21 protein-coding genes are annotated in these 21,025 nt (G+C 64.2%); 15 read left to right on the forward strand and 6 right to left on the reverse strand.

All coding sequences use genetic code 11. The features are described 5' to 3' along the window. Positions 1–118: 118 nt before the first annotated feature. Complete coding sequence (fumC, locus tag IP68_RS10165) at positions 119–1,516, reverse strand: class II fumarate hydratase (RefSeq protein WP_054134880.1); 1,398 nt, start codon at positions 1,514–1,516, stop codon at positions 119–121. 33 nt (positions 1,517–1,549) lie between these two features. Further along, the gene (locus IP68_RS10170) at positions 1,550–2,023 is read right to left on the reverse strand and encodes an SspB family protein (protein WP_054134881.1); all 474 of its coding nucleotides are present in this window, start codon (positions 2,021–2,023) and stop codon (positions 1,550–1,552) included. A gap of 119 nt (positions 2,024–2,142) precedes the next feature. Here IP68_RS10170 and hisB point away from each other — a divergent pair, with 119 nt between their 5' ends. The 9 genes from hisB to IP68_RS10215 all read left to right on the forward strand — a co-directional run bounded on the left by hisB (position 2,143) and on the right by IP68_RS10215 (position 9,332). Continuing rightward, positions 2,143–2,736 (forward strand): imidazoleglycerol-phosphate dehydratase HisB, encoded by a 594-nt coding sequence (gene hisB / locus IP68_RS10175; RefSeq protein ID WP_054134882.1) that lies wholly within the window; start codon positions 2,143–2,145, stop codon positions 2,734–2,736. Continuing rightward, positions 2,729–3,349 (forward strand): imidazole glycerol phosphate synthase subunit HisH, encoded by a 621-nt coding sequence (gene hisH, locus IP68_RS10180; RefSeq protein WP_054134883.1) that lies wholly within the window; start codon positions 2,729–2,731, stop codon positions 3,347–3,349. Before hisB ends, hisH begins: the two co-directional genes overlap by 8 nt. A 2-nt stretch (positions 3,350–3,351) precedes the next feature. After that, entirely contained in the window at positions 3,352–4,077 is a 726-nt protein-coding gene (hisA, locus tag IP68_RS10185) for a 1-(5-phosphoribosyl)-5-[(5-phosphoribosylamino)methylideneamino]imidazole-4-carboxamide isomerase (protein WP_054134992.1), read from the forward strand. Then, positions 4,077–4,844 carry an imidazole glycerol phosphate synthase subunit HisF gene (hisF, locus tag IP68_RS10190; protein ID WP_054134884.1) on the forward strand — a complete coding sequence of 256 codons (768 nt, stop codon included), beginning with the start codon at positions 4,077–4,079 and terminating at the stop codon, positions 4,842–4,844. The genes hisA and hisF overlap by 1 nt, the downstream gene beginning before the upstream one ends. A gap of 149 nt (positions 4,845–4,993) precedes the next feature. Next, entirely contained in the window at positions 4,994–5,254 is a 261-nt protein-coding gene (locus tag IP68_RS10195; protein WP_054134885.1) for a hypothetical protein, read from the forward strand. 57 nt (positions 5,255–5,311) lie between these two features. After that, positions 5,312–5,647, forward strand: a complete 336-nt coding sequence (locus IP68_RS10200) for a phosphoribosyl-ATP diphosphatase (RefSeq protein ID WP_054134886.1) — start codon at positions 5,312–5,314, stop codon at positions 5,645–5,647. A gap of 6 nt (positions 5,648–5,653) precedes the next feature. Next, entirely contained in the window at positions 5,654–6,034 is a 381-nt protein-coding gene (locus tag IP68_RS10205; RefSeq protein WP_054134887.1) for a histidine triad nucleotide-binding protein, read from the forward strand. A gap of 57 nt (positions 6,035–6,091) precedes the next feature. After that, the gene (locus IP68_RS10210) at positions 6,092–7,645 is read left to right on the forward strand and encodes a pentapeptide repeat-containing protein (RefSeq protein ID WP_054134888.1); all 1,554 of its coding nucleotides are present in this window, start codon (positions 6,092–6,094) and stop codon (positions 7,643–7,645) included. A gap of 139 nt (positions 7,646–7,784) precedes the next feature. Further along, positions 7,785–9,332 carry an amino acid permease gene (locus IP68_RS10215; RefSeq protein ID WP_054134889.1) on the forward strand — a complete coding sequence of 516 codons (1,548 nt, stop codon included), beginning with the start codon at positions 7,785–7,787 and terminating at the stop codon, positions 9,330–9,332. Between the two features lie 46 nt (positions 9,333–9,378). Here the strand turns inward: IP68_RS10215 and IP68_RS10220 are convergent, their stop codons facing one another. Then, the gene (locus IP68_RS10220) at positions 9,379–10,614 is read right to left on the reverse strand and encodes a multidrug effflux MFS transporter (protein ID WP_082382277.1); all 1,236 of its coding nucleotides are present in this window, start codon (positions 10,612–10,614) and stop codon (positions 9,379–9,381) included. Between the two features lie 108 nt (positions 10,615–10,722). Between IP68_RS10220 and dinB the strand changes: the two genes are divergently transcribed. Beyond that, the gene (gene dinB, locus IP68_RS10225) at positions 10,723–11,823 is read left to right on the forward strand and encodes a DNA polymerase IV (protein ID WP_054134993.1); all 1,101 of its coding nucleotides are present in this window, start codon (positions 10,723–10,725) and stop codon (positions 11,821–11,823) included. A 14-nt stretch (positions 11,824–11,837) separates the two neighbouring features. Here dinB and IP68_RS10230 read toward each other — a convergent pair whose 3' ends face one another. Together IP68_RS10230 and gyrB are read right to left on the reverse strand one after the other, a co-directional pair. Then, positions 11,838–12,308, reverse strand: a complete 471-nt coding sequence (locus IP68_RS10230) for an NUDIX domain-containing protein (RefSeq protein WP_054134891.1) — start codon at positions 12,306–12,308, stop codon at positions 11,838–11,840. Between the two features lie 36 nt (positions 12,309–12,344). Then, positions 12,345–14,861, reverse strand: a complete 2,517-nt coding sequence (gyrB, locus tag IP68_RS10235) for a DNA topoisomerase (ATP-hydrolyzing) subunit B (protein ID WP_054134892.1) — start codon at positions 14,859–14,861, stop codon at positions 12,345–12,347. 154 nt (positions 14,862–15,015) lie between these two features. Here gyrB and IP68_RS10240 point away from each other — a divergent pair, with 154 nt between their 5' ends. The 3 genes from IP68_RS10240 (at position 15,016) to guaA (ending at position 18,814) form a co-directional block, all read left to right on the forward strand. After that, the gene (locus IP68_RS10240) at positions 15,016–15,549 is read left to right on the forward strand and encodes a hypothetical protein (protein ID WP_054134893.1); all 534 of its coding nucleotides are present in this window, start codon (positions 15,016–15,018) and stop codon (positions 15,547–15,549) included. Between the two features lie 107 nt (positions 15,550–15,656). After that, positions 15,657–17,216, forward strand: coding sequence for a class I adenylate-forming enzyme family protein (locus IP68_RS10245; RefSeq protein WP_054134894.1), 1,560 nt, complete (start codon positions 15,657–15,659; stop codon positions 17,214–17,216). 32 nt (positions 17,217–17,248) lie between these two features. Beyond that, entirely contained in the window at positions 17,249–18,814 is a 1,566-nt protein-coding gene (guaA, locus tag IP68_RS10250) for a glutamine-hydrolyzing GMP synthase (RefSeq protein WP_054134895.1), read from the forward strand. 35 nt (positions 18,815–18,849) lie between these two features. On the opposite strand, the gene IP68_RS10255 is transcribed toward guaA, so the two are convergent. Next, positions 18,850–19,752 carry a LysR family transcriptional regulator gene (locus IP68_RS10255; RefSeq protein ID WP_054134896.1) on the reverse strand — a complete coding sequence of 301 codons (903 nt, stop codon included), beginning with the start codon at positions 19,750–19,752 and terminating at the stop codon, positions 18,850–18,852. Between the two features lie 130 nt (positions 19,753–19,882). Between IP68_RS10255 and IP68_RS10260 the strand changes: the two genes are divergently transcribed. Both IP68_RS10260 and IP68_RS10265 read left to right on the forward strand, forming a co-directional pair. Continuing rightward, on the forward strand, positions 19,883–20,212 hold the full coding sequence (locus IP68_RS10260; protein WP_054134897.1) for a nuclear transport factor 2 family protein: 330 nt from the start codon (positions 19,883–19,885) through the stop codon (positions 20,210–20,212). Continuing rightward, complete coding sequence (locus IP68_RS10265; RefSeq protein WP_054134898.1) at positions 20,209–21,021, forward strand: SDR family oxidoreductase; 813 nt, start codon at positions 20,209–20,211, stop codon at positions 21,019–21,021. Before IP68_RS10260 ends, IP68_RS10265 begins: the two co-directional genes overlap by 4 nt. Positions 21,022–21,025 lie beyond the last annotated feature (4 nt).

Raw genomic sequence — 21,025 nt, forward strand, 5'->3', positions numbered from 1 at the left:
CGGCGGGGGCAGGGACGGGGGCGGGCGGGGTCGTGGTGGGGCTGGTCATGTGGCTATCCATAGCTGAATTGGGTTTGGACCTCAAACGCCCCATCACACCCAAGCGTTCCGCGCCGATCTAGCGTCCGGTCATATCCTCTGCGCGGACGTGCACATCGAACGTTGCCTCGTCCACCAGGCCGAGCGCGAGCCCCGCCTGTTTGAGCGTCAGCCCGTGTTCGTGCGCGTGCTTGGCGATCTTCGCGGCGCTGTCATATCCGATCACCGGGGCCAGAGCGGTGACCAGCATCAGCGAGCGATCGACCAGTTCGGCGATGCGACCCGTATTGGCCTGCAGCCCTTCGACGCAGCGCTCGGCAAAGCCTTGCATTCCAGTCGCGAGCAGATCGATCGAGCGCAGCACATTGGCGCCGATCAACGGCTTGAATACGTTGAGTTCGAGATGCCCCTGCATCCCGCCGACAGTCACCGCCTGATGGTTGCCGATCACCTGCGCCGCGACCATGGTCAGCATCTCGCACTGGGTCGGGTTGACCTTCCCGGGCATGATCGAGCTACCCGGCTCATTGGCTGGAAGATCGAGCTCGCCAAGCCCCGAGCGCGGGCCCGAGCCCAGCAGCCGGATATCGTTGGCGATCTTGGTCAGCGCTACCGCCAGCGTGTTCAACGTGCCCGAAAGGTGCACCAGCGGATCGTTGGACGCGAGTGCCTCGAAGCTGTTTTCCGCCGGATGGAACGGGTGACCGGTAATCTCGGCAATCGCCTGGCACATATCCAGCGCGAAGCCCTCGGGTGCGTTTAGCCCCGTGCCCACCGCAGTTCCGCCGATCGCCAGCCGATAGGTACCCGCAACAATCCCGGGTTCGATCCGCCGTCCGCAGCGATAGAGCTGGTTGGCATAGCCGGAAAATTCCTGCCCCAGTGTCAGCGGCGTCGCATCCTGCAGATGGGTGCGACCGATCTTGACGATATCGGCCCATTGCTCGGCCTTGTCCTCCAGCGCCACGGTCAGCCGGGCGAGTGCGGGCAGCAGCCGGGAGCGGCATTCCAGGCTGGCAGCGATATGCAGCGCGCTGGGAAAGGCATCGTTGGACGACTGGCCCATGTTGACATGATCGTTGGGGTGCACCGGCGTCTTGCCGCCGCGCGTTCCGGTGAGAAGTTCGTTGGCACGGCCCGCGATCACCTCGTTGACGTTCATGTTGCTCTGAGTGCCGCTGCCTGTCTGCCAGATGGTCAGCGGGAACTGATCGTCATGCCTGCCGGTGATCACCTCGGTCGCGGCCGCACCGATGGCGTCGGCGATCTCGGCGGGCAGGCCGTGGCGGCGGTTGACCCGTGCTGCGGCCTGCTTGACGATCGCCAGCGCGTGCACGATCGCGATCGGCATCCGCTCGTGCGGCGCAAACGGAAAGTTTTCGATGCTGCGCTGGGTCTGCGCGCCCCAATAGCAATCCGCAGGCACCGCGATGGAGCCCAGCGAATCGCTCTCCAGGCGGGTGTCGGGCTTGGTCATGATGGCTGGTCCGTCTGTTGAGCGGCCACGCCGCTATTTGCGCTTGCCGAAATCCACGCTGACAACGTTGGAACCATCGCCATCGCCGCCGGGATGGTCGTTTTCGGCGGCCTCGTGCGGCTCGGGCGGAGGCGTATCGCCGGTCACCTGGAACTGCAGCCCGAAATCGACCGCAGGGTCGACGAACGCGGTGATCGCGCTGTACGGGATGAAAAGGTGCGCAGGCACCCGGTTGAAGCTCAGCCCCACCGCAAAGCCCGTCTTTTCAACCTTCAGGTCCCAGAACTTCTGCTGGAGCACGATGGTCATCTCGTCGGGGAAACGCTCGACCAGATGCCGGGGAATATCGACACCCGGCGATTTGGTCTTGAAGGTGATATAGAAATGGTGGTTTCCGGGGAGGCCGTTGGTCTCCACCTCGCCCAGCACCCGGCCCACGACAGCGCGCAGGGCTTCCTGCACGATCTCGTCGTAGGGAATCAGGCTGTCGGCTGCATCGTCACTCATGCCTTTTTGTTGGACTGACTGCCGCGCAGGGTCAAGGCGCTATTGCCATGTCGGGGCAATGAGCTTCGACAGACGGCAAAGATGTTGCGCGTGCCCGCGAGGTGATTATAGGGCGCACCATGCGCAGCGCCCGGATAGAACGCAAGACCCATGAAACCGACATCTTCGTCGAGGTGAATCTCGACGGGACCGGTCAGTTCGACGTCTCCACCGGTATCGGGTTTCTCGATCATATGGTCGAGCAATTCTCGCGCCATTCGCTGATCGACTTGACCTGCCGGATCAAGGGCGACCTGCATGTCGACCAGCACCACACCACCGAGGATTGCGCGCTGGCCATCGGCCAGGCGATCGTCCAGGCGCTGGGCGACAAGGGCGGAATCGTCCGCTATGGCCATGCCTATTCGCCGATGGACGAGACGCTGAGCCGGGTTGCGGTGGATATATCGGGCCGCCCATTCTTCGTCTGGAAGGCGGGCTTCACGCAGCCCCGTTTGGGCGAGATGGACACCGAGCTTTTCGAACACTGGTTCCATTCGATCGCGCAGACCGCAGGGCTGACGCTGCACATCGAACTGCTCTACGGCGCCAACAACCATCACATCTGCGAAAGCATCTACAAGGGTTTTGCCCGCGCGATGCGGTCCGCAGTCGAGATCGACCCGCGCAAGCAGGGCGCCATTCCCTCGACCAAGGGTGTGCTGGGTGGCTGAGCGCGTTGCGCTGATCGATTACGGCGCGGGCAATCTGCACAGCGTCCACAACGCGCTGAAGGCGGCAGGCGCTCCCGACATCGCGGTGACGGCCGATCCCGGTATTGTGGGCAACGCCGACCGGATCGTTCTGCCCGGTGTGGGCGCCTTCGCCGCCTGCATGGGCGGGCTTGCGGCTATTCCGGGAATGATCGATGCCCTGGAAGCAAGGGTGCTGGGCGACAGGGTGCCGTTCCTTGGCATCTGCGTCGGCATGCAGCTGCTCGCAACGCAGGGTGTGGAGCATGGCGTGCATGCGGGCCTCGGATGGATTCCCGGCGAGGTTCGACTGATCGAGGCCGCACCCGGCATCAAGGTGCCGCATATGGGCTGGAACGATGTCGTGCCCGAAGCAGGTGCGCCGCTGATTGCGCATGGCGAGGCCTACTTTCTGCACAGCTATCACTTTGTCGCCGCCGATGAGGCGCATGTCGCCGCGCGCACCGATCATGGCGGACCTGTCACAGCTGCCGTGGCGCGGGACAACATTATCGGCGTTCAATTTCATCCGGAAAAGAGCCAGGCCTACGGGCTGGACCTGCTCCGGCGCTTTCTCGACTGGAGCTGGCCATGAGCATCATCGTTTTTCCGGCCATCGATCTCAAGGGTGGACAGGTGGTCCGGCTCGCCGAGGGCGATATGGACCGCGCGACCGTGTACGGCGATGATCCCGCAGCACAGGCGATGCTTTTCTCGCAGGCCGGCGCGCAGCATCTGCACGTCGTCGATCTCGACGGCGCGTTTGCCGGCGAGGCCGTCAACCGCAGCGCGGTCGAATCGATCATCGCGAGCTTTCCCGGCTATCTGCAGCTGGGTGGTGGAATCCGCACGCGCGAAGCGGTCGAGGGCTGGTTCGGCCTGGGTGTCGCCCGCGTCGTCATCGGCACCGCTGCGCTGACCGACCCCGAATTCGTCCGCGACATGGCGAAGGCCTATGAAGGCGGCATCGTCGTCGCGGTCGATGCGCGCGACGGCATGGTCGCAACGCACGGCTGGGCGGATGTCTCTGATGTCCCCGTCGCCGATATGGCGCGCCGGTTCGAGGATGCGGGCGTCGCCAGCCTGCTGTTCACCGATGTGGGCCGCGACGGCATGCTCAAGGGCTGCAACATCGAGGCGACCGTGGCGCTCGCACGCACCACGGATATCCCGGTAATCGCCAGCGGCGGGGTGAAGGGCATCGACGATATCCACATGCTCAGCCTGCATGCCGAGGACGGCATCGAGGGCGTGATCACGGGCCGCGCGCTGTATGATGGCCGGCTGGACCTGGCGACCGCGATCGCGATGGCCGCGCGCTGATGAGCGTTCGCGTCCGAGTCATTCCCTGTCTCGACGTCGCCAATGGCCGGGTGGTCAAGGGCGTGAACTTCGTCGATTTGAAGGATGCGGGCGATCCGGTCGAACAGGCGCGCGCTTATGACGCCGCCGGTGCCGACGAGCTGTGTTTCCTCGACATCTCGGCCAGCCACGAGGCGCGCGGCACGATCATCGACGTGGTCCGGCGCACGGCCGAAGTCTGCTTCATGCCGGTGACCGTCGGCGGCGGCGTGCGCAGCCCCGAAGATGCGCGCGCGCTGCTGCTGGCAGGCGCGGACAAGGTCGCGATCAACAGCGCGGCGGTTGCAAGGCCCGAGCTTGTCGGCGATATCGCCGAGCGCTTCGGCAGCCAGTGCGTCGTCGCCTCGATCGATGCGCGGCGCCGCGCGGAAGGTGAGGGCTGGGAAATCTTTACCCATGGCGGACGCAAGGCGACCGGGATCGATGCCATAGCGCACGCGCTCAACCTGACCAGGCTCGGCGCAGGCGAGCTGCTCGTGACTTCGATGGACCGCGACGGCACCCGCGATGGCTATGATCTGGAGCTCATCCGCACGATCGCCGACCAGGTGGATATCCCGGTCGTGGCGAGCGGTGGCGTCGGCCATATTGGCCATCTGGTCGACGGCGTGACCCAGGGCCATGCCAGCGCGGTGCTGGCCGCCTCGATATTCCATTTCGGCGAAGCGAGCATCGCCGATGCGCACGCAGCCTTGCGCGCGGCAGGTCTGCCTGCGCGGGGCGGTTGACTGGGTAAAATCGGCTGACCGGAATGTCGGCCCGCTTGACAAGCGGGAGATATGGGCGTGGGGCTTTAACCATTGTACTCAAGCAATTCCGCCGCTCAGGCCGATTTGGCCAGCAGCTTGCTTAACCTTTGAACATGAAGTGTCTCGGAATGAAACCCGGCAGAATCAACGGCTTTACCGCGCGCGGGATCGTGGGCGCATTGGGCGGCGCGTTGCTTTTAGGCCAGCAGGCGGTGGCCAGTCCGCTGTCGGGTGCGACGCTCGACGGTCTGACCCGCGCCGAAGGCATCCGCAGTTGGATCGAGATCGCAGAACCCGGCAATCTGGGCCTGCTGTTCATGGGAATTGCCGGACTGCTGATCGGCCGCTGGGCCGCGGGCGGCAAGCGCAAGGGCCCGCCCAAACCCTGAACGGTCGAAGCTTCGCCCTCTTGACCTTGGCCATGGCTGCGCGCAGAGCGCTGAACCATGGCAGACCCCATCATCCAGCGGCTTGAAGCCATCATCGCCGAGCGGCGCAGCGCCTCGTCCGACAGCAGCTATGTCGCGAAGCTGAGCGCCAGGGGCCGTGCCCGCATCGCCCAGAAGATCGGCGAGGAGGGAGTCGAGACCGTCATCGCCGCGATCAAGGACGACGGCCCGGGCGTGATCAGCGAAAGCGCCGATCTGATTTTCCACCTGCTGGTGCTGTTTGCCGATATGGGCCTGACCTGGGACCAGCTTCTCGCTGAACTGGATGCCCGCGAAGGCACCTCCGGGATCGCCGAGAAGGCTTCCCGTCCGAAGGCCAGCCCAAAGGAATAGCCGATCATGCCGATTGACCCCACGCTTCCCTATGACGACCAGAACATCTTCGCCAAGATTCTGCGCGGCGAGATTCCGTGCAAGAAGGTCCACGAGGACGATCATGTGCTGGCGTTTCACGACATCAACCCGCAGGCGCCGACGCATGTGCTGGTGATCCCCAAGGCACCGTTCGTCAGCTGGGACGATTTCTCGGCGCGGGGCACCGACGAGCAGATTGCGGCGTTCGTGCGCGGTGTGGGCGAGGTGGCGCGCATGCTGGGGCTGGTCGAGCCCGGCTATCGTCTGCTCGCCAATGTCGGCATGGATGCGCACCAGGAGGTGCCGCACCTCCATGTCCACCTGTTCGCTGGGCGCAAGCTGGGCCCGATGCTGATGAACGGCTGACCTTTTCGGCGGGACGGCAATGCGATAGGCTGGCGGCGCACACGGGGAAGAGTGATCATGATCAGGCTGCTGGCGATCATTTCGATTTTGCTGCTGACGATCACTCCGGCCTGGGCGGACAGCGCGGTTCCCTGCGTTCGCATGCTCGGCGATTTCTGGGGCGGGACACCGGCCCCGTCCGATATCAGAACGATTGACGGTACCGCCTACAAGCGCCCCGAGGACCTGGCGCGCGCTGTCGGCGATGGTGCGGTGATTCAGGGCGGCAATTTCTCCGAATGGGATTTCCGCAAGGTCCGGCTGACCAATGCGTGTTTCGTGGAGGCCGATCTCAAGGGAAGCGTGTGGACCGGGGCCAACGCGCCCGGGGTTGGCTTCATCAAGTCCGACCTGACAGAAGCTTCTTTGAGCTCGATCAGGGCCCCCGGCGTGCTGTTCCGCGATGCGGTGCTGACCAACACCCATGCCGACAAGGCCGACTTCAGTGGCGGGTGGTTCGAGGGGGGCTGGTTCGATGGCGGTGTCGATGGTTGGAAGCTCGATGAAGCGAACCTGACCGGTTTCACTTTCTCCTGCGGCATCACCCTCTCCGATGGCTGCCCGCTTTATGATGGCGACCGGCAGATTTCGGCGCGTGGTGCCGACTTGACCCGCGCGAAGCTCAGCAGCTTCCACCGTTATGGCCTGAGCGACATCGAACTTGACAGTGCGGTGCTCGATCGCACCGAGATCTCTCCCGGCCAGCTCGCCAGCATGAAGGGGCGCAAGATTGTCCACCCCCTGGTGCTGACAGGCGCCGACAGGACGATCGAGCTTTCCGTGGAAGAGGCGCAGGCGATCGCCGACGATGCCGCAATCGCTGCGTCCTTTGCCAGCGGACCCTCGTTCGATTGCGCACGTGCGGCGAGCGCTGTCGAAAAGATGCTGTGCCTGCCCGATGCGCCCGACCTTGGCCAGGCCGACCGTGACATGGCCGCACTGTTCGCCAGGGTCCGCAAGGTCCGCCCGCAGGCGGTTGCAGAACAGCGGCAATGGATCGGACAACGCGACGCGTGCATGCGAGGCGAATACCCGTCCGATTGCCTGCGCGCCGCGCACCGCGACCGGATCGGGGAGCTTCTCGGCCAGCTTGGCGAGCAGGAGTGGCTGGCGCGCGGGCAGGGCGCGGTGTTCATCGAGGATTCCCTTCCACTGACCGATGCGATGCGCGCCAGTGCCGTATTTGCGCGGATCGCTCCGGTGCTGGCAGGTGCATCGGACGCGCTGGTCTATGTCAGCCGCGCTGCCGACGGAAGCTATGCGGTGAGCGGCGAGGCGGTCGGTGCCAATGCGCACACCTGTTCGCTGGGTGCTTCGGGCCTGCGGCTCGATCCGCATACCGGATGGTACTCCGCGCCGATCCCGGGCAAGCGGCTCAATGCCAGGGTCATCCGCGTCCATGGCGACGTGGTGGAGGTTTTCGAGAGCGGACGCCCCTCGGGCGACCTGCCCGAGGCCGAGCTGGATTATGCCAGTTGCGGGATGCGCGCCGCGTTCTCGCCGCTGCGGTGGATCGACCTGCAGCCTGAGGATCTCAAGCGCTATGCCGATCAGGCACGTTTGCAGGAGTAAAGCCCGCGATCCTGCCGCAACTTTATGACAAGCCGGTTGCCAGCGCGTGAAAAGCCGCTAATCCTTGGGGCATAGGGGTGTAGCCCCGGGACGCAACCGGCAGGTCCGAACCTGCCATGGGTGGGAAATCGACAACATCATGAAATTTGCCCGTGTCAAACCGCTGGACGCCATATTGGCGACCGCGAAGAAAAAATCATTGCACCCGACGCTCGGGGCCTTTCAGCTGACCCTGTTCGGGATCGGCTGCGTCATCGGTACCGGCATCTTCGTGCTGACGTCTGCGGGCGCGCAAAAGGCCGGTCCCGGCCTGATGCTGGCGTTTGCGATCGCAGGCCTGATCTGCATCGTGGCCGCTTTGTGCTATGCCGAAATCGCCGCAATGATCCCGGTCGCGGGGTCTGCCTATACCTATACCTATTCGGTAATGGGCGAAATGCTCGCCTGGACCGTCGGCTGGGCGCTGGTGCTCGAATATGCCGTGGCGGCAAGCGCGGTGTCGGTCGGATGGTCCGGCTATTTCACCGGCACGATATTGAACGAATTCTTCGGGATCGTTCTGCCACCATATCTGACAGCAGGCCCTGTCGCGCTGGGAGGCGCACCGGGTGGTCTGATCAACCTGCCTGCCGTGGTCATCGCGCTGCTGGTGACGTGGTTGCTGATGATCGGCACCAACGAATCGGCCAAGGTCAACGCCGTGCTGGTGCTGATCAAGGTGACCGCGCTGACAGCGTTCATCGTGCTGACCCTGCCTGAAACCGAAATGGCCAACTTCAATCCCTTCCTGCCTGCCGGTGTGTTTGGCGGCTTTGGATCGGGCGTGGGCGCCGTGGGTGCTGCCGCGACCATCTTCTTTGCCTATGTCGGCTTCGATGCGGTCTCAACAGCTGCCGAAGAAACCAAGAACCCGCAGCGCAACGTGCCGATCGGCCTGATCGGCAGCCTCGGCATCTGCACCGTGTTCTATATCCTGGTGGCTGCAGGCGCAGTCGGATCGATCGGCGGCCAGCCGATCATGGGCCCGAACGGCGTTCCGTTCCCCGCAGGCTCTGAAGAACTCGCCCGCCAGTGCGCGCTGCCCGAATATTCCGAAATGCTGGTCTGCTCGAACGAGGCGCTGGCGCACGTGCTGCGCAAGATCGGCTTCAGCGGCGTGGGCAACATGCTGGGCATCGCGGCCTTCATCGCGCTGCCTTCGGTGATCCTGATCCTGCTGTTCGGCCAGACCCGCATCTTCTTCGTGATGGCGCGCGATGGCCTGCTGCCCGAAGGCCTGTCGAAGATCCACCCCAAGTGGAAGACGCCCTATGTCGTCACCGCGATCACGGGTGCGATCGTGGCCTTTGCCGCAGCGTTCCTGCCGGTCGGACAGCTTGCCGATATCGCCAATGCCGGAACGCTCTATGCGTTCATGATGGTGGCAATTGCGGTGATGATGCTGCGCAAGACCGATCCCGATCGCGAGCGGCTGTTCCGTACGCCGGCCCTGTGGCTGGTCGGACCGGCGACGATCGCAGGATGCATCTTCCTGTTCCTCAACCTGCCGTTCGAGGCGATGATCGTGCTGCCTGCGTGGGCTGCTGTCGGCCTGGTGATCTATTACCTCTATGGCTACAAGGCGAGCCATCTGGGCAAGGGCATCGTCGAGGTACCCGACGACGACATCCTCAACCCGCACGGTTGATCCAGAAAAACCCCGGCCTCACCCGCCGGGGTTTTTTGTGTCCAACCTACATCGGCGATTTGGGACAGGTGCCCGGGCGCGCGAACAGCTTGCCGCGCTCGGCCCAAAAGATCACCGCAAGCGCCGCGATGCCGCAGACGAGAAAGCCCAGTGCCATCGGAAGCGTGCTTCCATCGAAGGCCTGGCCGACAAAGGCGCCGATCGCAGTGCCCAGCACAGTGCGAAACGCCATCTGGAAGGACGAGGCCGCACCTGCCATCTTGGCGAACGGTTCCATCGCAATCGACCCGAAATTGGCGCCGATAAAGCCGATCATCGCCATGTTGAGAGCGACAATCGCCAGAAACAGCGCCATCGGCTCGCCCGGGATCAACGCTGCGCCGATCTGCATCGCCGACAGCACCAGGAACGCCAGCAACGCCGATTGCGACACGCGGCGTGCGCCGAAGCGCTCGACGATGCGGCTGTTGAACCAGTTGGAAAGCGCCATCGATCCTGCGACTGCGGCGAAGGCATACGGGAAAATCTCGCGCGCGCCGAACACTTCTGAAAAGATCTGCTGCGAGCTGTTGAGGAAGCCGAACATCGCCCCCATCAGCAGGCCGCCGGCGGCGACGTGGCCAAAGCCGGTGCGGTTGAACACCACTTTGAACCAGGTGCTGCCGATCGTGTCGAGCCGGATCGGGATGACGTTTTCGGGCTTCAGCGTTTCGGGAAGCCGCAGGAACACCCACACCCCCACCGCGGTGCCCATCACGGTCAGCAGGATGAAGATGAACTGCCATTCGGCGAAATACAGGATCAGCTGGCCGATGGTCGGCGCGATCACAGGCACCGCCATGAAGACGATGAAGATGATCGACATGAACCGCGCCATCCGGTCGCCGGAAAAGATGTCGCGGATCACAGAGACCACCAGCACGCCCATTGCCGCCGCAGAAAACCCTTGTGCGAAGCGCAGCAACAGCAGCGTGTCGAAATCGGGTGCAAACGCGCAGGCGAGACCGAACACGACATACATCGCAACCGAAAACAGCAGCACCGGCTTGCGACCGAACCTGTCGCCGATCGGACCGTAGAACAGCGACCCCAGACCCATGCCCATCAGGTAGCTGCTGATGATGTACTGCCGGTTGTTAGGATCGGTGACGGAGAACGCTTCGCCCAGCGCGGGGAATGCCGGAAGGATGGCATCGATCGCCAGCGCATTGAGCGCCATCAAGGCGGCCATCATCGCCACGAGCTCGCGCGGGCCCAGCGGAAACTCCGTGGTCGGCGCCAAGGCAGCTCTGGGCGCCGGTTCTGCTAACTGGTTATTGTGCATTGCATCATAATGGGCGTTGCGGCCGCGATTGCCAACCGCCTGTCGCACTTCTATTTCTCTGCCAGCATGCCAGACCCCCATGATCCGCCGCTGCGCAAGATCATCCACATCGACATGGATGCCTTCTTTGCGAGCGTCGAACAGCGCGACAACCCGGCGCTGCGCGGGCGGCCCGTCGCGGTTGGAGGCTCCTCACGGCGGGGTGTGGTGGCCGCGGCCAGCTATGAGGCGCGGACCTTCGGGGTGCGCTCGGCAATGCCATCGGTCACCGCGCTGCGGCGCTGCCCCGACCTGCTGTTCGTCAAGCCGCGTTTCGATGTCTATCAGCAGGTCTCGCGCCAGATCCGCGCCATCTTTGCCCGGCACACCGATCTGATCGAACCGCTGTCGCTCGACGAGGCGTATCTCGACGTCAGCATCAACAAGCACGCCATCGCATCGGCGACGCAGATCGCGCAGATGATCCGCGCCGATATCGCGCGCGAGACCGGACTGACCGCAAGCGCGGGCGTGTCATACAACAAGTTCATCGCCAAGCTGGCGAGTGACCAGAACAAGCCCGATGGCCTGTGCGTGATCCGCCCCGAACAGGGATCTGCCTTTGTCGCCGCACTGCCGATCAAGCGCTTTCATGGCGTCGGCCCGCGCACCGCGGAAAAGATGGCGGGCCTCGGCATCGTCACCGGCGCCGATCTGGCGGACAAGACCGAGCAATGGCTGCTTGCGCATTTCGGCAGCTGGGGAAGCTATCTGCACGGCGCCGCGCGCGGGATCGACCACCGCCCGGTACGCCCCGACCGGATCCGCAAGTCGATCGGCGGCGAACGGACCTATGGCGAGGATATCTGGACCGAATCGGGATTGCGTGACGCGCTGGAGAGCATCGCCGACATCGTGTGGGAACGCGTCGAACGCAACGAGGCGCAGGGGCGCACCGTGACCTTGAAGGCGCGCTATGCCGACTTCCAGACGATTACCCGCGCCCGTTCGCTCGGCCAGCCGGTGCCGGACCGCGCAGCCTTCGGCCAGATCGGCCAGGCGCTGGTCGATCAGATCCTGCCGCTGCAGAACGGCATCAGGCTGCTGGGGCTGACCTTGTCGGGCCTGTCGAGCGCCGAGGAAGAGGAAGAGACCGATCTGCGCCAGCCCGAGCTGCCATTCAGCTGAATGCAGCTGCTATCCTACCACTCAGCTGCTGGCGGCAGGCCGTCGCGCACCTCAATCAGGCGGCGCAGGCTGGCAGGTGCGATGTTGGCGGGCAGGAGGTCAAGCGGAACGAAAGCCGCCTCGATGATCTCGCGCCCATCGACGCAAGGTTCGCCCGAGGCCGTGCCGGTCACAACGGTGATGTGATTGCGCGCGCCCTCGGCAGCGGAGAAGAATTCCCCATGAATCCGCGCATTGCCAAGCCTGCAGCCGGTCTCCTCGCGCAATTCGCGCTCCGCCGCGGCCAGCACGGTCTCGCCGCGATGGATGCCTCCACCGGGTAGCATGAACAGGTCGCGCGACTGATAGCTGTGTCGCACGAGCATGACGGTGCCGCCATCGCCCAGTGCGACGACCTTGACGCCGTAGGTGCGCGGCTTGAACACCCGCCAATAGACCAGCCGGACCTTCTGGGCGACCCGGTAGACCGGATGCAGCGCGCTCATGCGCGCTGTCCGGACCCGCCGCATCGCCCGAAGCGCTCAGACATCCAGATTGGCGACGTTGAGCGCATTCTCCTGGATGAACTCGCGACGCGGCTCGACGATATCGCCCATCAGCTGGGTGAAAACCTCGTCGGTGATGTCGGCGTCGTCGACCTTGACCTGCAGCAGCGAGCGATGGTTGGGATCGAGCGTGGTTTCCCACAGCTGCTCGGCGTTCATCTCGCCCAGCCCCTTGTAGCGGGCGATGGCCAGCCCCTTGCGCCCAGCCGCGAGGATCGTTTCGAGCAGAACCGAAGGCCGATTGATCGTCACGCCGGTGGCCACGGTGACGGCGTCATCCGCTTCATCGCCATCGATTTCGCTCTCGGTCGGCGCAGCGGCGCCCGCTTTGACCAGTCTGCTCGGGTTCAGGTACATCGGGGCGAATTCGCCCGCCACCCTGTGCAGCTTGCGCGCCTCGGCGCTGTTGAGGAAGGGCAGGTCGACGACGTGATGGTCGGTTACCCCGCGCCACCAACGCTCGAGATGATAGCCGCCCTCGACGGACAGTTCACCCGTCCAGCGCGCCTCAGGATCGGCCCCACCCATCCAGGCCGTCGCGGTGTTGACCGCGGCGAGCCTGTCGCTGTCCGGCATATCGGGCGAAAGTGCCCCGGCAAGCGCCAGCCCCTCGATAATCAGAGGATCGTAACGGCGCGGGACGTAGGTCATCAGGCTCTTCATGCGCCGGGCGTGCTCGACCAGTTCGCGAAGATCATCGCCGCCGCGCGCGCCCTCTACCGTCTCGAGAATACGGCCCTGCAGCCCTGCATCGACCAGATACTGATCGAGCGCGTCATTGTCCTTGAGATACACCTCGCTCTTGCCCTTGGCGACCTTGTACAGCGGCGGCTGGGCGATGTACAAATGCCCGGCGCGGATGATCTCGGGCATCTGACGATGGAAGAACGTGAGCAGCAGCGTGCGGATATGCGCGCCGTCGACGTCAGCGTCGGTCATGATCACGATCTTGTGATAGCGCAGTTTCTCGATGTTGAAATCATCGCGAATGCCGGTGCCCATCGCCTGGATCAGCGTGCCGACTTCCTTCGACGAGATGATCCGGTCGAAGCGCGCACGCTCGACGTTGAGGATCTTGCCCTTCAACGGCAAAATCGCCTGATAATGGCGGTCGCGGCCCTGCTTGGCCGATCCGCCTGCCGAGTCACCCTCGACCAGGAACAGTTCGGACTTGGCAGGGTCACGCTCCTGGCAGTCGGCAAGCTTGCCGGGCAACGAAGCGATGTCCATTGCGCCCTTGCGCCGAGTGAGTTCGCGCGCTTTCTTGGCGGCCTCGCGGGCCGCTGCGGCATCGATGATCTTGGCGACGATCGACTTGGCGTGCGCGGGGTTTTCCTCGAGCCACTCGGCCATCTTGTCGGCCATCAGGCTTTCGAGCGGCTGGCGAACCTCGGAGCTGACAAGCTTGTCCTTGGTCTGCGAGCTGAACTTGGGGTCGGGAAGCTTGACCGAGACGATCGCTGTCAGGCCTTCGCGCATGTCATCGCCGGTGAGCGAGACCTTTTCCTTCTTCAGCAGCCCCGACTTTTCCGCGTAGCTGTTGAGCGTGCGGGTCAGCGCGGCACGGAAGGCCGCCAGATGCGTGCCGCCGTCGCGCTGTGGTATGTTGTTGGTGAAGCACAGCACGTTCTCGTAATAGCTGTCGTTCCACTCCAGCGAGACGTCGATGGTGACATCATCGCGCGACCCGGAAATCGCGATCGGATCGGGCATCAGCGGCTGTTTGTTTCGATCGAGCCATTTGACGAACGCGGCAATCCCGCCCTCGTAATACAGGTCGTGCTCCTTGGGCTCGGCGTGGCGCTCATCACGCAGGATGACGCGGACGCCCGAGTTGAGGAACGCGAGCTCACGATAGCGGTGCTCGAGCTTCTCGAAATCATATTCTGTGACGTTCTTGAACGTGTCCTGCGAAAACAGGAAGGTGACCTGCGTGCCCTTCTTTCCCTCGGGCGCAGGTCCCATGACCTTCAGCGGCGCTTCGGAATCGCCGTGACGAAAGCGCATCCAGTGTTCCTGGCCGTCGCGCCAGATGCGCAGCTCGAGCCATTCCGACAGCGCGTTGACGACGCTGACGCCCACGCCGTGCAGGCCGCCGGAAACCTTGTAGGCATTGTCGTCGCTGGTGTTCTCGAACTTTCCGCCCGCGTGCAGCTGTGTCATGATGACCTCGGCCGCCGAGATGCCCTCTTCGGTATGGATTCCCGTGGGGATGCCACGGCCGTTATCCTCGACCGTCACCGAATTGTCGGGGTTGAGCGTGATCAGCACGCGGTCGCAATGGCCGGCGAGCGCCTCGTCGATGGCGTTGTCCGAAACCTCGAACACCATGTGGTGCAAGCCTGATCCATCGTCGGTATCGCCAATGTACATGCCCGGGCGCTTGCGCACCGCATCCAGGCCCTTGAGGACCTTGATCGAATCTGCGCCATAGCTGTTGGTGTTGGCCGGGTTCTGGTTATTCTCGGTGGAAGTGCTGGGAGTGTCTGTCATCGTTGCGTCATAGCCGCGCGAGACCCGAAACCCAAGCGGAACTGGTCGTTTTTGCACATATTTTAGCGTGCCACAGACGCTGCGGAACGACCTGCCACGATCCCTCCGCCGCAGCTTGCTTGTATGACCCGGGCGATCACCTATAACCGGAACCATGAAAGCCAATCCGCTGCCTCTGATCGCCGTGCTGCTGCCCTTTCTGGTGCTGTCCGGATGCGCCGACCCCGAACCGGCGAGCAAGCGCGAGCCGGGCGGTCAGGCCGCTGGCGAGCGGCTGGGCGCGTCCGACGCCAGCCCGACCGCGCGCCCGGTGAGCATCGGCGAGGGCGGAACGCGCTTTGCCGCCTGCCAGGGACGCGGCCGCGTCGGCGGATTGCGCGGGGGCGAACTGCCGGTACGCGATGCTCCGTTCGATGGCGCCAAGCAGGTCGGCGCACTCACCGACGACACCCATGTCTTTGTCTGCACCCGCAGCCTCGACCAGCAATGGCTTGGGGTCGTGGTCGGACCATCGCCCAGCAGCCAGGCCGCTCCCGAAGGCGCAGCTGCGCCGCCAACGGATGAGGCAGCCCCCATCGCAGCGGTCGATTGCGGGGTGACGAGGCCCGTTCGCACCAAGCAGCCTTATGCCGGCCCGTGCCTTAGCGGCTGGGTGGAAAACACCTTTGTCGCCGCGGTGGCCAACTGATCGGCCGTCAGGCTGTCGTCCCTGCGATTGCCGCTTTCCTCGTGATGCCGCTCTGGGCATAACTTGCCTCAAGCAGGTGGCGCTCAAGCCGCCGGGAGAGGATTTGGATGGACATTACAGCAGAGCTCGAACGCGAATTCGGCAACTGGCCGGGGATTGTTGCGGCATGGGGAACGCTTCAGCCCGATGCCATCGCGCTCGATGACGGGTATCACCGCATCAGCTGGGGCGCGCTGTCGGGCCAGGTCGACCGCATCGCAGCGCAGCTGATCGCCGATGGCCTACAGCGTGGACAGGCGGTCGCGATTCTCGGCACCACCGGCATCCCTTATGCGCTAGCTTATCTGGCGGCGATCCGCGCCGGCGGCTGTGCTGCGCCACTCACCACCAGCGCAACGCCGCGCCAGCTCGCCAACATGCTCGCCGATTCCGGCGCGATCCACCTGTTCATCGATGGCGACAAGCGCGCCGAACTGCTCGCCAGCGGAGTGGATCTGGGGACGGCGCGCCATGTCATGCTCGATGCCGCGGCCGGTGAAACGCCTTCGCTGAGCGAATGGATGGCGCCGGAAGGCTCCGTGCCCGACATCGCTCCGCCGCAGCCGGGCGATGCCTTCAACATCATCTATTCCAGCGGCACCACCGGGACCCCGAAGGGCATCGTGCATTCGCACGCCATGCGCTGGCGGCAGTCGGTCGCGGGGTTCCAGGCGATCTATAGCGAACAGGCACGCGCGATCCTTTCCACCCCGCTCTATTCGAACACCACGCTCGCGGTGTTCCTGCCCACTATCGTGCATGGCGGCATGGTGCGGCTGATGGGCAAGTTCGATTCCGGACAATGGCTGAATGCCGCCCAGGCCATGCGCGCCACCCACACCATGCTGGTGCCGGTGCAGTACCAACGGCTGATGTCCGACCCGGCGTTCGATTCGCATGATCTGTCATCGATGCAGGTCAAGTTCTGCACCAGCGCCCCGTTCAGTGCAGAGCTCAAGGCAGAAGCGCTGCGCCGCTTCCCCGGCGGTCTGGTCGAAATCTACGGAATGACCGAGGGCGGGGTGGTGTGCATGCTCCAGGCGCACAACTTCCCCGACAAATTGCACACCGTCGGCCAGCCGGTGAAGGGACACGACCTCAAGGTCATCGACGAAGAGGGCAGGGAACTGCCACCGGGATCCAAAGGCGAGATGGTGGGTCGCTCGCCGACGATGATGAGCGGCTACAAGAACCAGCCCGACAAGACGCGCGACATGGAATGGCGCGATACGGACGGCAATCTGTGGTTCAAGATGGGCGATATTGGCATCGTCGACGAGGACGGCTTCGTCCAGATCGTCGGGCGCGCCAAGGACATGATCATCTCGGGCGGGTTCAACATCTACCCCAAGGACCTCGAGGAAATCCTGATGCAACAGCCTGGTGTCGCGGATGCCGCGGTCGTCGGGATGCCGTCGGAGCGCTGGGGCGAAACCCCGGTGGGCTTCGTGGTCGCGGCGCCGGACCATGCGCTCGACCTCGATCAGCTGCTCGCCACCGTCAACGCCGAACTGGGCAAGACCCAGCGCCTCTCCGCGCTCCACCCGATCGACGAACTTCCGCGCAGCCATATCGGCAAGATATTGAAGACGGACCTGCGGGCGATGCTGGCCGAGACAGCAGGGTAGACTCGCCGCGTTGCCCCAACTATCGGCAGACCATGACCATAGCCCATGACGAATCCGTTCTGATTGTCGATTTCGGCAGCCAGGTGACGCAGCTTATCGCACGCCGGGTGCGCGAGGCGGGGGTGTACAGCGAGATTGCCCCGTTCAGCAGAGCGGAAGCGGCATTTCACCGGATGAAGCCCAAGGGGATTATCCTCTCGGGTGGTCCGGCATCGGTGACCGAAGACGGCAGCCCGCGCGCTCCGGAAGCGATCCTGCAATCGGGCCTGCCGATCCTGGGGATCTGCTATGGCCAGCAGACGATGACCCAGCAATTGGGCGGCATGGTCGAAGGTGGCGGCGAGAAGGGCGGCGAATTCGGTCGCGCGTTCATCGAGATCACCGACCGCTGCCGGTTGTTCGACGGGCTGTGGAAGGAAGGCGAGGCGCATCAGGTGTGGATGAGCCATGGCGACAAGGTCACCGCGCTCGCTCCCGGCTTCCGTGCAGTCGCATCATCCCCCGGCGCGCCGTTCGCGGTGATCGCCGATGACGAGCGCTGCTTCTACGCGATGCAGTTCCACCCCGAGGTCGTGCACACCCCCGATGGCGGCAAGCTGATCGCCAACTTCGTCCGGCATGTCTGCGGCTGCCGGGGGGACTGGTCGATGGCCGAGTTCAAGGCCGCCAAGATCGCCGAGATCCGCGAGCAGGTCGGCACCTCGCGCGTGATCTGCGGTCTTTCGGGCGGAGTCGACAGCGCGGTGGCTGCGGTGCTGATCCACGAGGCGATCGGTGACCAATTGACCTGCGTGTTCGTCGATCACGGGCTGATGCGGCTGGGCGAGGCCGACCAGGTCGTCAGCCTGTTCAAGGGGCATTACAACATCCCGCTGGTGCACGTGCAGGCCGAAGCATTATTCATGGGAGGCCTCGCCGGGGTCACTGATCCTGAACTCAAGCGCAAGTTCATCGGCAAGACCTTTATCGATGTGTTCGAGTCCGAAGCCCGCAAGATCGGCGGCGCGGAGTTCCTGGCGCAGGGCACACTGTACCCCGATGTCATCGAAAGCGTCTCGTTCACCGGCGGGCCGTCTGTGACGATCAAGAGCCACCACAATGTCGGCGGCTTGCCCGAACGCATGAACATGAAGCTGGTCGAACCCTTGCGCGAGCTGTTCAAGGACGAGGTGCGCGCATTGGGCCGCGAGCTTGGCCTGCCCGACGTGTTCGTCGGTCGCCATCCGTTCCCTGGCCCCGGTCTTGCCATCCGCATCCCTGGTGAGGTCACGCGTGAGCGCTGCGACATCCTGCGCAAGGCCGATGCGGTCTATCTCGACGAGATCCGCAACGCCGGCCTGTACGACGCGATCTGGCAGGCGTTTGCCGTGCTGCTGCCGGTCAAGACCGTGGGCGTGATGGGCGATGGCCGCACCTATGACAACGTCTGCGCGCTGCGCGCCGTGACCAGTACCGACGGCATGACCGCAGACATCTATCCGTTCGACTCAAGCTTCCTGCAGCGCACCGCGACGCGGATCATCAACGAGGTCAAGGGCATCAACCGCGTGGTCTACGACTACACGTCAAAGCCGCCCGGCACGATCGAGTGGGAATGAGGCGAGGGCTCGGCCGCATTCCAGCCGGGTAACCTTCACCTTCGGCGGCGGCCGAAGTCGCGCGCGAGGTCGACAAACGCCTTGAACGCCGCAGACGGGTTGCGCCGGTTCGGGTAATAGAGGCTCAAGGGTGCGAGCGGCGGTGTCCAGTCTTCGAGCACACGGTTCACCCGCTGCTCAGCGATATCCTCGCGGACGTCGGATTCCATGAAGAACCCGAGCCCGACATCTTCCAGCACCGCGATCCGCGCAAGGCTCGCCTCGTCCAGCGCGATGCGACCGGTCACGTCGATCTGCACCGCTTCGCCCTGGCTCTCAAAATGCCAGCGATAGAACGAACCATTGGGAAGCCTCACCCGAATGCACGCATGGCCAAGCAGATCGGCAGGGACCAGCGGGGTACCATAAGCGCGCAGATAGCCCGGGGTGGCGACCACGGCGTGGCGCTGGGGCGGGCCCAGCGGGATCGCGATCATGTCGCTGGGGACAAGGTTGGCATTGCGCAGGCCGAAATCGAACCCGTCGGCGACGATGTCGACCATCCGCCCTTCGGTTACCAGATCGACATGCACCTGCGGATGTTCGCGGAGAAAGCGCAGCACAAGCGGCGCGAGGACCTCGCGCGCAGCCGTGGCGAAGGCATTGATCCGCAATGTCCCTGAAGGTGTCACCTGCTGCGAGCTGGCAATGTCCATCGCCTCGCGAATGTCCTGGAGCGCAGGGAATACCTGCTCGACAAAACCGCGGCCTGCCTGGGTGAGCGACACGCTGCGGGTGGTGCGGTTGAACAACCGGACGCCGAGCTGACGTTCGAGCTTGGCGACGGCGTTGCTCAGCGCGGTGGTCGACATGTCCAGATCAAGCGCAGCCCCGCGGAAGGAGCCGCAGCGCGCAACCGCAAGAATGCAATCGAGCTCGACGAGATTGTGCCGGATCATTGTCCTGTTTTCCGCAATGTCATGTCCAGGTTTATCCCGATTATCAGATCAAAGGTCCATCGCTAAATTGCAGACACAGCCCAGCGGCTAGAAGCCGCCTGAACATGGCTGCACGAGATGGAGACCCCATATGGCAATCGACCTGCCCGAGAGCATTTCCAGATATTTTGCCGCCGACCGCGAGCGGGACGCCGAAGCTGTCGTCCAATGCTTTGCACCGCATGCCATCGTCCGCGATGAGGGAAGAACCCATGTCGGCGGTGATGCCATCCGAACCTGGAAGCAGGATACCGCAAGCGCCTTCAGCTACACGGTCGAGCCTTTTTCGATGACCCGGGAAGGTGATCGCATCGTGGTCACCAGCCATCTTGCCGGAAACTTCCCCGGCAGTCCGGTCGATCTGCGCTACCTGTTCGCCATCAGCGGAGAGCAGATCACCGCGCTGGAGATCACGCCATGAGCGCGGGATCGCAGGGTCCGGACGCGGGCGGGGGGCGGTTCATCGACCTCACCGGTAAGCGGGCCTTGATCACCTCGGGCACACGCGGCGCGGGCGCCGCAACGGTCGCGCTGTTTTGCGAGCTTGGCGCCGAGGTGCTGACCACCGCCCGCACCCGGCCAGACTATTGGAACGATGTTCCGTTCTTTGCCAGCGACCTCAAACACGCGGACGGCTGCGCCGCGCTCGCGGCGGAAGTCCACGAACGCATGGGCGGTGCCGACATCATCGTTCACATGCTGGGTGGCTCGTCCGCGCCGACCGGTGGGTTCGAAGCGCTGAGCGATGCTATCTGGGCAAGCGAGATCGATCTCAACCTGATGCCAGCGGTGCGGCTTGATCGCGCTCTGGTCCCGGGGATGGTCAGCCGGGGGCAGGGCGTCGTGGTCCATGTGACCTCGATCCAGAGCCGGTTGCCGTTGCCCGAGGCGACGACCGCCTATGCCGCAGCCAAGGCGGCGCTCTCGACCTACAGCAAGAGCCTCTCCAGACAGGTGTCACCGCATGGGGTGCGCGTGGTGAGGGTGTCGCCGGGCTGGATCGAGACCGAAGCGTCGATCGACCTTGCAACGCGGCTTGCCGAGCAGGCCGGAGGCGACATCGAGCAAGGCCGCAGGATGATCATGGATTCGCTTGGCGGCATTCCCATCGGACGGCCGTCGACCCCAGCGGAAGTGGCAAGCCTGATCGCTTTTCTGGTATCGGACCGCGCGGGCAGCATCACCGGAACCGAACATGTCATCGACGGCGGCACCATACCGACCGTCTGAGCAA

The organism is Blastomonas sp. AAP25 (assembly GCF_001295965.1).
GTDB lineage: Bacteria > Pseudomonadota > Alphaproteobacteria > Sphingomonadales > Sphingomonadaceae > Blastomonas > Blastomonas fulva.

Coding starts and splice junctions, on each gene's coding strand:
- IP68_RS10170 (WP_054134881.1), bottom strand. CDS start 2,023: ATGAGTGACGATGCAGCCGACAGCCTGATTCCCTACGACGAGATCGTG.
- IP68_RS10255 (WP_054134896.1), bottom strand. CDS start 19,752: ATGATCCGGCACAATCTCGTCGAGCTCGATTGCATTCTTGCGGTTGCG.
- IP68_RS10240 (WP_054134893.1), top strand. CDS start 15,016: ATGAAAGCCAATCCGCTGCCTCTGATCGCCGTGCTGCTGCCCTTTCTG.
- IP68_RS10230 (WP_054134891.1), bottom strand. CDS start 12,308: ATGAGCGCGCTGCATCCGGTCTACCGGGTCGCCCAGAAGGTCCGGCTG.
- guaA (WP_054134895.1), top strand. CDS start 17,249: ATGACCATAGCCCATGACGAATCCGTTCTGATTGTCGATTTCGGCAGC.
- hisF (WP_054134884.1), top strand. CDS start 4,077: ATGAGCGTTCGCGTCCGAGTCATTCCCTGTCTCGACGTCGCCAATGGC.
- IP68_RS10200 (WP_054134886.1), top strand. CDS start 5,312: ATGGCAGACCCCATCATCCAGCGGCTTGAAGCCATCATCGCCGAGCGG.
- IP68_RS10195 (WP_054134885.1), top strand. CDS start 4,994: ATGAAACCCGGCAGAATCAACGGCTTTACCGCGCGCGGGATCGTGGGC.
- IP68_RS10210 (WP_054134888.1), top strand. CDS start 6,092: ATGATCAGGCTGCTGGCGATCATTTCGATTTTGCTGCTGACGATCACT.
- gyrB (WP_054134892.1), bottom strand. CDS start 14,861: ATGACAGACACTCCCAGCACTTCCACCGAGAATAACCAGAACCCGGCC.
- IP68_RS10205 (WP_054134887.1), top strand. CDS start 5,654: ATGCCGATTGACCCCACGCTTCCCTATGACGACCAGAACATCTTCGCC.
- hisB (WP_054134882.1), top strand. CDS start 2,143: ATGCGCAGCGCCCGGATAGAACGCAAGACCCATGAAACCGACATCTTC.
- IP68_RS10265 (WP_054134898.1), top strand. CDS start 20,209: ATGAGCGCGGGATCGCAGGGTCCGGACGCGGGCGGGGGGCGGTTCATC.
- IP68_RS10260 (WP_054134897.1), top strand. CDS start 19,883: ATGGCAATCGACCTGCCCGAGAGCATTTCCAGATATTTTGCCGCCGAC.
- dinB (WP_054134993.1), top strand. CDS start 10,723: ATGCCAGACCCCCATGATCCGCCGCTGCGCAAGATCATCCACATCGAC.
- IP68_RS10245 (WP_054134894.1), top strand. CDS start 15,657: ATGGACATTACAGCAGAGCTCGAACGCGAATTCGGCAACTGGCCGGGG.
- fumC (WP_054134880.1), bottom strand. CDS start 1,516: ATGACCAAGCCCGACACCCGCCTGGAGAGCGATTCGCTGGGCTCCATC.
- IP68_RS10215 (WP_054134889.1), top strand. CDS start 7,785: ATGAAATTTGCCCGTGTCAAACCGCTGGACGCCATATTGGCGACCGCG.